Source organism: Mesorhizobium sp. M2A.F.Ca.ET.037.01.1.1 (assembly GCF_003998075.1).
Lineage (GTDB): Bacteria > Pseudomonadota > Alphaproteobacteria > Rhizobiales > Rhizobiaceae > Mesorhizobium.
In genome coordinates this window covers 1-2,689 of sequence record NZ_RZSA01000902.1, presented here as the reverse complement: position 1 = coordinate 2,689, position 2,689 = coordinate 1, and the positions used below count along the sequence as shown (strand labels likewise).

Annotated in this window: 1 protein-coding gene and 2 pseudogenes; all 3 read right to left on the bottom strand. The window is 59.8% G+C overall.

The features are described 5' to 3' along the window. Positions 1-955 (bottom strand): 3'-5' exonuclease (locus EOA27_RS31020; RefSeq protein WP_145970645.1); only part of this gene is annotated, 955 nt, incomplete at its 3' end. Positions 956-1,073: 118 nt separating this feature from the next. Beyond that, positions 1,074-1,400: pseudogene (locus EOA27_RS31015) on the bottom strand (DNA polymerase IV); the annotation flags it as partial. A gap of 355 nt (positions 1,401-1,755) precedes the next feature. Beyond that, a pseudogene (locus tag EOA27_RS31010) lies at positions 1,756-2,689 on the bottom strand (DUF4158 domain-containing protein); the annotation flags it as partial.

Below are 2,689 nucleotides of genomic sequence, written 5' to 3'. Positions count from 1 at the left end.
GCATAAGCGGCTCCGCTTCGGGCCAACGATAAATGTCTCCGCGCAGAAATCGGAGTTCGTCCTCAAGTTCCTCCTCGGCGATTTCCGCCCACCAGGATTTCGGGCGACCGTCACTGCCATCTGACCATCGATATCCGCGCGCCTTCAGATGATCCTTCATCTCGAAGGGGCTGTTCTCGGCCCACACCCGAACCCGGAGTCGTTGACTGGCGGCGTGGAGCTCTGAGAATGGCGTCACGCCGCCGGTAATCGGCCTGGCAAGAATTTCGAGCAGCGCATGGCAATCGTCGGTCGCGCGATGCCCCTCATGGAACAGGCCCGATTGTCCGACCAGATAGCCGAGTTTGTTGCCTTCGAAGCCGTGATCCGCCCAGCGGATTTCCGTCACCGAACAGGCCCATGGTTTTGGGATGAAAGATGGCGACAGACGCTCGCAAAATGGCCTGTCGAAACCGGCGTTGTGGGCGATGATGAGATCTGCAGGCTCAATAAGTGCATCGAGGGCTACGAAATCGATCGTCTGTCCCGCCACCATCTCGTCGGTGATGCCGGTCAGGCGAGTGATTTCCGCCGGTATCGGCCCCGACGGTTGCCGGAGCGCGCTGAAGACGCCGACGACATCGCCGATCATCCCTGCATCGTCATAGGTGAAGGCGACCGCACCGATTTCGATCACTTCGTCGCGGGAATGATTAAGACCGGTGGTTTCGACATCGAGCAGGACGGCAAGCCTCGGAAATTTGCTGCTAGCGCGATCGATGATCGGACGTGGCACCAGCTTTCGCAAAACCTTGAACCGCCCCGTGTCTTCGAGCAGCTGAGCGAGATCATCGTCAGTTTTGGCCGTAATGTCGGGTTGCTGCCGCGCGCGCCGAGCTGGCGCAATGCGCCGCAGTGCTTCCCTGTAGCCAGGGTCAAGATCGAACAGGTCGAACTGTCCAGAAAGTGCGTTCATCAAATCATCCGGTCAGGAAGGCAGCGATCGTTGCCGACAAGGTATATCAACCCAAGGGGTCCATCAAACAATGGCGCACCACCGCGGCTCGATTCCAGCCTGGTTCCTCTTTCACACGTCAAATATAGAACCGGAGCTGCGTGTCATCGTCGGCCTCGTCGCCGAGCGACGACAACGAGATTCCAAGCAGACGGATGCCTTTCCTCGTGGGAAAAATCGCCCCGAGTAGTCCGGTTGCGACCTGTTCGAAATCTGTCTGGCAGGTGATCGGGGAAGCTGCGGTGCGACTCCGCGTGATCTGCTGGAAATCCGCGTATTTGACCTTCAGAGTCACGGTCCGGCCGCGGATTTCGTTCATCGAGCAGTAGCGCCACACCTTTTCGAGCAGAGGCCGAAGGCCTTGCGTCGCGTCCTCCTCGCTGAACACATCCTTCGAGAACGTATCACAGCATCTACCCCGGACTGCATCAGGTATTGCTCGATGAAGCGCCAAGCTCAGACGACTATAGAAATCCCAACAGCGAATTTGAGGTCGAATATATCGCCTACTATGCGGAAGCCGTCGCCACCTGCCGGAATCGCCAGCGCAATAAGGCAGACCACACAGCCGCGATGATCCTCTCCGATGCTATGGGGCGATTCATAACGCCGCGCGCCGTGGCGCGTTGACGGACCCGACAGTGCAAAACGAACTTGTCCGGCTGGTTATGGTTAGCCTATACTTTGCCGACGAAAATAAGGCGACCTCCGCCTGAGATGAGCGCTTAGAGTGTCATTTCGCCCCCAACCGGAACCGACCCCTCGTTGGCGGCCTGAAGGGCGGAAATCGTATCGAGAAACAGCCGGAGCGCCTTCGTCGTTTCTTTACGCGTTTCGGCATGGCGCTGCTTCTTGCGATTGTTGGCCTGGGAAAAGAGCCTGCCGATCAGCTTAATGAACATGGTGACCGCGTCGTCGGTCAGCTTGTGGCCGAGCTTGATGACCTGGGCGACGATCGTCGCGCGCCGACGGCTGGCGTTGAAATCAGCGGCAAGCCAGGCCGGCGTGACAGCGCCCTCCCGGATCATCTGGTCCCAGCGTCCGGAATGGATGCGGCCCTGCAGGCGGGGATCGATATCGAGGGTGCGGATGAAGGAGAGCCTTTCCATCATCGCGACCAGGTTGCCGGCGCCGGGTGCGTCCGGAGCCGATCGTAGCCAATGGAACCGCGTCTGTGCGATTGCAGGATCCACCTTCAGCAAATCGTCGAGGCTTTGAAGCTGCTCAGCGGAAAAGCCGGAGATCAACGCCGCTTCCGCGCGCCGTCGCGCTATGGCGCGTGCCGCCAGCCCGATCCGCTCTATGGTGTCCGGCGTGGGAAGCACCACATTGCGTTCCCGCATGGTGGTGACGATTGCCTTGGCAATAGAAGACCCCTTGTCTGTCGTCGCCGCCGTTTCGATTGCGGACATCAAGGCGGCCCGCCGGTCCGGAGCTGCCGCGGTTCTCATCCCAAGATAGGCGAGGAGGTGCGAGACGTGTTCCAGCCGGGTCGGCTCTCGCCTCGCATAGGAGCTGAAGCTTTCCGGATCGGCATCCAGTTGCTCGGCGATATAATGGAGCATTGCCCGCGGCGGTATTTCGTTCGCCACAAGAGTCCTGCCCGGATATCGCATCATGCAAAGCTGGGCAGCAAAGCCGAGCTGGTTATGTTTGCGCCTCCGGACTGCGATCTCCAGCCGATCGGCCGGAGAC